Genomic DNA, 6485 nt, shown 5'->3' with positions numbered 1-6485 from the left:
AGACCAACCAGGAATGGGTTGCGAATCTAGTTGAGCCGCTACAGCATCAAAATTCCCATTAAACAAAGTAGGAACCGCATAATCACCCCGCATCCTAGCTGAGTAAGTATTATCTTCTAACACCGAAACCCGATTATTCTTCAAATAATTCTCAAAGTTAGCCAACTCATTTTTAGTCTTCTTCCCACCATCAAAATAAGGTCGTAATTGAGAACCTCCACCTAAAACAGAGTTGAACCAACCCGTACCAATTCCTTCCCAAGGAGCTTTAGTATCGCCATGAGTTAAACTGGCATTCGTGTGCTCAGGAGTGTACCAAGTCTTAGTAACATCAGCAATATTATTTTCAGCCAAATCACCTAAGCGACGGTAAATTGTTTCGCCATTCTCCGAAGGAAACTGACTTTCATTGAGATTAGCAGTTCCCGCATACCAAGCCAAAGCAGCCCGATGGTCGGTCATTAGGAAGAGTAAACTCCTCAGAAGAACCAGCCTTACTACCTCCATTCCAAGTCCAGGTACCATTCTTCCATTGAGCAGTCAGGATACGATTCCGATTGTAATCTTGTCTGGCTCACGATCTGCTATTATTAATATGTAAATATCTTCAGAAAAAGGTTATGAATAACGAAGAATATCTCGAATGGGAAGAAGAAGCCGAAGAAGTTATTCCGCTTCTATCTCTCAACAACCATCACCCAGAGATGGCTGGTAGGGAGGTGGTCGATTTATATAAAGATGGATGGAGAGACTATTCCTCGATCAATTTAGAAGGAACTCTCATCGAGCATGAATACCTAATTGAGATCGACCTAAGTGGCTCTGATTTACACTCAAGTATTTTGAAGGGGTGCGATCTGAGCGGTGCTAATTTGAGTAACGCGAATCTTGAAAATGCTCACTTGAGTAGCGTTTGTTTAGTAGGGGCAAATCTTAGCAATGCAAATCTGGCTAATGTTAATTTATGGAATGCTGACCTGAGCGATGCTAATTTGGAAAATGCTAACTTAAACAATGCAAACCTGTCTAATACCAACTTAATTGGCACAAATTTTAGCGCTGCTAAATGGGAGAATATTAACACTGACGCTGCGTTATTTTGTCATACTATTATGCCAGATGGTAGCCATAAAAGCGATCCAGTTAGAGTCATGGAAACTCAGGAATTGCTTCGGCGCTACGCTGCTGGAGAAAGAAGGTTTGAGGGCATAGTTTTATATCGGGCTGACCTTAGAGGTGTCGATTTACATAACATAATTATGCCTAATGCTCACTTAGCTGATGCTAACTTAAGCGGTGCCAATTTGAAAGAGTCCTGCTTGACGAGAGTTAATTTTAGGGGGGCAAATTTGAGCGGTGTTAATCTGTGCATTGCTAACTTGAGAGGAGCAAATTTAAGCTACACCAATTTGAAAGATGCCAACTTATATGCAGAAATGTATGGTGTAGATTTTACAGAAGCCAACCTGAGTGGGGCTGAGCTTCTGTTCGTGGAATCTGCATTTTTTCGTAACACTACCTTGCCCAACGGAGAAGTTGTTATTGGTCCTAGTGAATATGCTTCTAATTGGAAAAGGTAGGGTTCTATTAGACATCTACAAAAAAGCCTGGGTCGAACAGGCATCCTGCCTGTTCCACACTGATTATTGGAGATGTCTACTTGCCATGAATTTGATTTCTATAAATCATGAAAGTGGCAAGTTTATATTTCGCTTGAGAACATCTCGAATATCTCCAGGAATATTTGAAAACAGGTTAACATTTTTACCTTTAAGTAAGTTTTCAAGTTCTTCGATACTAACTAACCAAGTGTTCGGAGATCGCCATTCAGTCACATTTTTGATTGGAGATAAAACTCGATTTAATTGCAGCTGCTCTCCAATTTCATAAAATGGGTGGACTATTCCTTGCTCCCCAGCATTATCCCAGTCTAGGGCTGATGGTTCGGCTCTGTTAGGTGTAAGAAACGTGTAAATTTTGGTGTCGTGATTAACATCTGGTATCCCTTGACTAGGATGCTCTAAAACCAGATTTGTTTTCCATGTCCAGGTAGGAATGTTAATTCCTTGTTGTTGAAAAGCCTCAGAATTGGTAAACCCTTGATACCTAGAATCGTTGGGGAGAGCATTACTCTTTTTCTGTGGTTCCCAATTTGTGCCATAGCTACCCGCAACAACGTAAACTTGCTTACTATTTTCAGCCATACCTGTTACTAACTGTTCTATATTGTACCACGCAGAGGCTTCTGCGGGATTATTAGGACTGCTAAAAAACAGATTATTGTCAGCGTTTTGCGGGATTAAGTTGGTTCCCAAAAAAGTGGCTAGGTTGTCTTTGGGATGTCTTGTCCGATCTCCTGAAGGAATTATATGTCCTTTGTTAAAGCCAAGACTGGCCCCGTTATTATTTTCATAACTGCTACCACTAATTTGAGGCCAGCCATTAGGTAATGTAGGATCGGCGATGAACTCATCAGCTTGGCGTTTTCCACCAATCCATGATTTATTTACCTGCCAACTTACCCAGTTGGGGGTTTTAGTTGTGCGATTGTAAGATACTGCGTACTGAGGCTTCTCCAGTAGCAAGTTTTCGCGATAGAGGTTATTTTGTGGTTCTTCAGGACTGTACCTAGCTTCAGATGGATTGCCAAATTTAAGGTGATTACTCTTAAAGAAAACATCATCTAAATAAACTCTGGTGTTTCCCTCAACTTCAAACCTCAATTTAACGCTCTGACCTCGAAACTTATCTAGCTGATTGCTTCCAACATGAAATGTTTCAAACCCTCCTCTGCCAAAACCAATTTTGTCAATATCGCTTGCGTATGTCTTTAGTTCATCTCCTGTTGTTGCTGCCAGATCTATCTCTTTGAGAAGATGAGTACCACTGCCAATTATTGGTCGCCCTTGCGGGTCGGTATTTAGTTTAGTTTCCAACAAGACTTTAAGCTTTCCTTTCCCAAACGGTGCGTGGAGATTAAATCGCAAATCTCCCCATTCTGGCATCACAAAATAGTTGTGTACGATTTGTTTTGTCCCACCATCTCCCATTCTCAGGGCAAAATTAGGTCGATCTACATCGTAGCTTATGGCATCTAAGTAACCGCTACTTATTAAGTCTTTTAAGTTTTATAAGCCTGGTATTGCCCTATTCTTTGCAACTTCTTCTCCGATAGTGTACCAATCGACTAAGTGGGATTGTAAAACATCCTCAGATGAACCATTAAATAAAGACCAACCTGGGATAGTATGATCCGACTTTCTAAAAGCAATCGCATCAAAATTCCCGTTAAACAAAGTCGGAACCGCATAGTCCCCCCGCATCCGAGTTCCGAAGGACTTAGTGATATCTGTGTAGGTATTATCCTCGTAAACAGCAGCCCGATTATTGTTCAGGTAATTCTCAAAATTACCTAACTCATTTTTACCTTTCTTGCCCCCAAAATCGTAGGGACGCAGTTGAGAACCTCCCCCTAAAACCGAATGAAACCAACCCGTACCGATTCCTTCCCAAGGTGCGTTAGTATCGCCATTACCGCCAGTAAAATTAGAATTGGTATGGTCGGGGGTATACCAAGTCTTAGTCACATCGGTGATATTATTTGCTGACAAATCTCCCAAGCGGCGGTAAATTCGATCGCCATTTTCTGATGGCAACCGACTTTCATTGAGATTAGCCGTTCCCGCATACCAAGCCCCTGCCGCCCGATGGGAAGCACCGGCCCTGTTATCCGGCGTAAAACCAGCCAGATTGTTAAGCGAAACATTCCAATCTGACTTCCAATTCGTTCCAGAAAGTACCCGCCCGTTAAGAGTATTCCCAATACCATTAGTTTGGTAGTAATTGTCAGCATAGGTGACATTATTCCATACTCTGATTTCCGGGTCGAGAATGTTACGGTAAGTTCCTTCTAAAGAAATAGACTTGTAATTGTAAGGGTCAACAGTCGTCACCTGCAAATCGCGATTTGCCGGACTCGTACCGCCAACATCAGGTAAAAACGTACCCAAACGCTGGACAATTTCACTATTAACAACAGCCCCCTGCCCGAAACCGACAAAATGTAGCGGTGAATTGAAAACAGCTCCTTGAGTGCGGATTAACTTGCCAGTTGCAGAGTTATATTTCTGAACGGCACCGCCCTCTTTATAAATGTGTTTAGCGACTCCATTAAGTACGATTCCGATTGTAATATTGTCTGGCTCACGATCTGCTATTATTAATATAATATGTAAATATCTTCAAAAAAAGTTATGAATAACGAAGAATATCTCGAATGGGAAGAAGAAGAAGCCGACGAATATATTATGCTTCCTTCTCTCAACGAGCATTGGCCGGAGATGCAAGGTTGGGAGGTAGTCGATTTGTACAAAGATGGATGGAGAGACTTTTCCGGGATGAATTTAGAAGGAATTGTCGAGCAACGTGAATACCTGATTGATATCGATTTAAGTGGCTCTGATTTGCACTCAAGTATTTGGCAGGGGTGCGACCTGAGCGGTGCTAATTTGAGTAACGCTAATCTAGAAAATGCTAATTTGAGCAGCACTTGCTTAGTGGGGGCTAATGTAAGTAACGCTAATCTGGCTAATGCTAATTTATGGTATGCTGAGCTGAGCGGTGCTAACTTAGAGAATGCTAATTTAAACAATGTTAACCTGGTCAAGACGAACCTAACTGGAACAAATTTTTGCGCTGCTAAATGGCAAAATATTAATACAGAATCGGCGTTGTTTTGTCATACTATTATACCAAATGGTAGCTATAAAAGCGATCCAGTTAGAGTCATTGAAACTCAAGAATTGCTCCGGCGCTACGCTGCTGGAGAAAGAAGGTTTGAAGGCATAGTCTTGTATCGGGCCGATCTTAGAGGCGTCGATTTGCATAACATCATTATGCCGAATGCCCACTTGGCTAATGCTAACTTAAGCGGTGCCAATTTGCAAGAGTCCTGCTTGACGAATGTTAACTTTAGGGGTACTGATTTGAGCGGTGCTAATCTTAAAAATTCTTGTCTAGATTCTGCGGATTTAAGCTATGCCAACTTAAAGGGTGCTAATTTATTGACATTGGATATGAATGGTGTCAATTTCACAGACGCTAATCTACTTAGTGCTAAAATCTTTTTCTCTCAAACTGGCCGGTTTCGCAATACAATTTTACCAAATGGAGAAGTTATCGTTGGTCCTAACATATATCCTTCAAATCAGAGATGAGTTTTTCGTCTGATTTGAAGGATGGTTGAGAGAATTTAGATAATTGGATATAACTGATCTTTGAGATAAGTCCGAATGTTATCAGGAAGACTAGACAAAAAGTTTATCTTTCTACCTCCTCTGCCATCAATCAGCTTTTCAAGCTGCTTAATTGTGAGCTGCCAAGTAGCAGGATTACGCCATTCAACTGCATTTTGGATATCCGGCAGAGTCGCAGTTAGTCCTAGCTCAGCTTGAATTTCATTAAAGGGGTGAGGTATGGGCTGCCCAGTAAGAGGCCAATTAGCAAATGGTTCGGTTTTATTAGGTGTCAAAAATGTATAGAACCCATTTGAGATCTTTTGGGCGATCGAGTAAAATCAACAAGATATAGATCAACTCAAACAGGTCAGGGATGAAAATGGGTTATTCCAGCGATGTAAACGACCAAGAGTGGGAAATTATCGAGCCATTACTCCCACAGAAGAAGAAAACCAGACCTCCGGTGTGGACAAAACGGCAAATCCTCAATGGGATATTTTATCAACTCAAGAACGGTTGTAATTGGTCTGACTTGCCCAAAGATCTACCACCATATTCTACTGTCTTCTGGCATTACCAAAATTGGTGTGAGGGCGGTGTACTCGATCAGATCATGACGGAGTTACACAGTCAGGTGCGCCAACAAGTCAAAAAAAACCGCAGTGGACAACCCTTATTATGATTGACTCTCAAGCGGTGAAAAACACGCTTCTATGCTAGTATTGAGTCGAAAGGGTTTTGTTTTTACAAATGCACAAATGGCATCAAAAGACATCTAGCCGTCGATATACTTGGCTTTCCATTCTTTACCCACTGTACCAAAGCTAACTTATCTGATGATCGAGGGCTGATTGAAATGCTTGGAAAAAACATCGATTACTTCAAATCTAAACCTGCGGAACTTCCCAAAACTACCATTTTGTTAGACAACGGGTACCACCCCGATAAACTTACTCAAGCATTGGAGGAGATTTATCCCCAGATTATGACCAAGATTCAATTTGAACTCTCAGCCAAACCATCGAAAGCCGAAAAGGAGGCTAAAGGGCAATCTGGGTTTGTGCCTGTGGCGGCTAGATGGGTAATTGAACGTTCAAACGCTTGGGTGGAAAGATGCAAAAGCTTAGTCAAAAACTTCGATCGCACACTCGCTCGTTCAAATGCCAAACTCAAGCTTTGCTTTATCAGACTGATGCTTAAAAGACTAGCCACCGCGTAAAAAGATCTCAAATGGGTTCTATAGAACCC

The 6485-nt window shown here is 41.6% G+C and carries 7 protein-coding genes and 1 pseudogene; 4 read left to right on the top strand and 4 right to left on the bottom strand.

All coding sequences use genetic code 11. From position 1 onward, the window contains the following. Positions 1-462, bottom strand: a pseudogene (locus JGK14_RS21020) (DNA/RNA non-specific endonuclease); the annotation flags it as partial. A gap of 158 nt (positions 463-620) precedes the next feature. Here JGK14_RS21020 and JGK14_RS21015 point away from each other — a divergent pair. Continuing rightward, positions 621-1580, top strand: coding sequence for a pentapeptide repeat-containing protein (locus JGK14_RS21015; protein ID WP_293277638.1), 960 nt, complete (start codon positions 621-623; stop codon positions 1578-1580). Positions 1581-1685: 105 nt separating this feature from the next. On the opposite strand, the gene JGK14_RS21010 is transcribed toward JGK14_RS21015, so the two are convergent. Together JGK14_RS21010 and JGK14_RS21005 are read right to left on the bottom strand one after the other, a co-directional pair. Then, positions 1686-3005: a DNA/RNA non-specific endonuclease gene (locus JGK14_RS21010; protein WP_293219459.1), complete on the bottom strand. Its 1320-nt coding sequence runs from the start codon at positions 3003-3005 to the stop codon at positions 1686-1688. Between the two features lie 123 nt (positions 3006-3128). Next, positions 3129-4010, bottom strand: coding sequence for a hypothetical protein (locus JGK14_RS21005; protein WP_293325214.1), 882 nt, complete (start codon positions 4008-4010; stop codon positions 3129-3131). Between the two features lie 243 nt (positions 4011-4253). Here JGK14_RS21005 and JGK14_RS21000 point away from each other — a divergent pair, with 243 nt between their 5' ends. Beyond that, positions 4254-5216 carry a pentapeptide repeat-containing protein gene (locus JGK14_RS21000; RefSeq protein ID WP_293208436.1) on the top strand — a complete coding sequence of 321 codons (963 nt, stop codon included), beginning with the start codon at positions 4254-4256 and terminating at the stop codon, positions 5214-5216. Positions 5217-5251: 35 nt separating this feature from the next. Here the strand turns inward: JGK14_RS21000 and JGK14_RS20995 are convergent, their stop codons facing one another. Further along, complete coding sequence (locus JGK14_RS20995; protein WP_293208433.1) at positions 5252-5530, bottom strand: hypothetical protein; 279 nt, start codon at positions 5528-5530, stop codon at positions 5252-5254. Positions 5531-5616: 86 nt separating this feature from the next. On the opposite strand from JGK14_RS20995, the gene JGK14_RS20990 reads away from it, so the two are divergent. Next, positions 5617-5919, top strand: coding sequence for a transposase (locus tag JGK14_RS20990; protein ID WP_293208430.1), 303 nt, complete (start codon positions 5617-5619; stop codon positions 5917-5919). 39 nt (positions 5920-5958) lie between these two features. Beyond that, positions 5959-6456, top strand: coding sequence for a transposase (locus JGK14_RS20985; RefSeq protein WP_325315439.1), 498 nt, complete (start codon positions 5959-5961; stop codon positions 6454-6456). Positions 6457-6485 lie beyond the last annotated feature (29 nt).

Origin of the sequence: Microcoleus sp. PH2017_28_MFU_U_A, from assembly GCF_020738035.1 — a bacterium.
Lineage (GTDB): Bacteria > Cyanobacteriota > Cyanobacteriia > Cyanobacteriales > Microcoleaceae > Microcoleus.
Note: the sequence above shows the minus strand (reverse complement) of the source record. Positions and strands in the feature narration are given on the sequence as shown.

Coding starts and splice junctions, on each gene's coding strand:
- JGK14_RS21015 (WP_293277638.1), top strand. CDS start 621: ATGAATAACGAAGAATATCTCGAATGGGAAGAAGAAGCCGAAGAAGTT.
- JGK14_RS21010 (WP_293219459.1), bottom strand. CDS start 3,005: ATGCCAGAATGGGGAGATTTGCGATTTAATCTCCACGCACCGTTTGGG.
- JGK14_RS21000 (WP_293208436.1), top strand. CDS start 4,254: ATGAATAACGAAGAATATCTCGAATGGGAAGAAGAAGAAGCCGACGAA.
- JGK14_RS20990 (WP_293208430.1), top strand. CDS start 5,617: ATGGGTTATTCCAGCGATGTAAACGACCAAGAGTGGGAAATTATCGAG.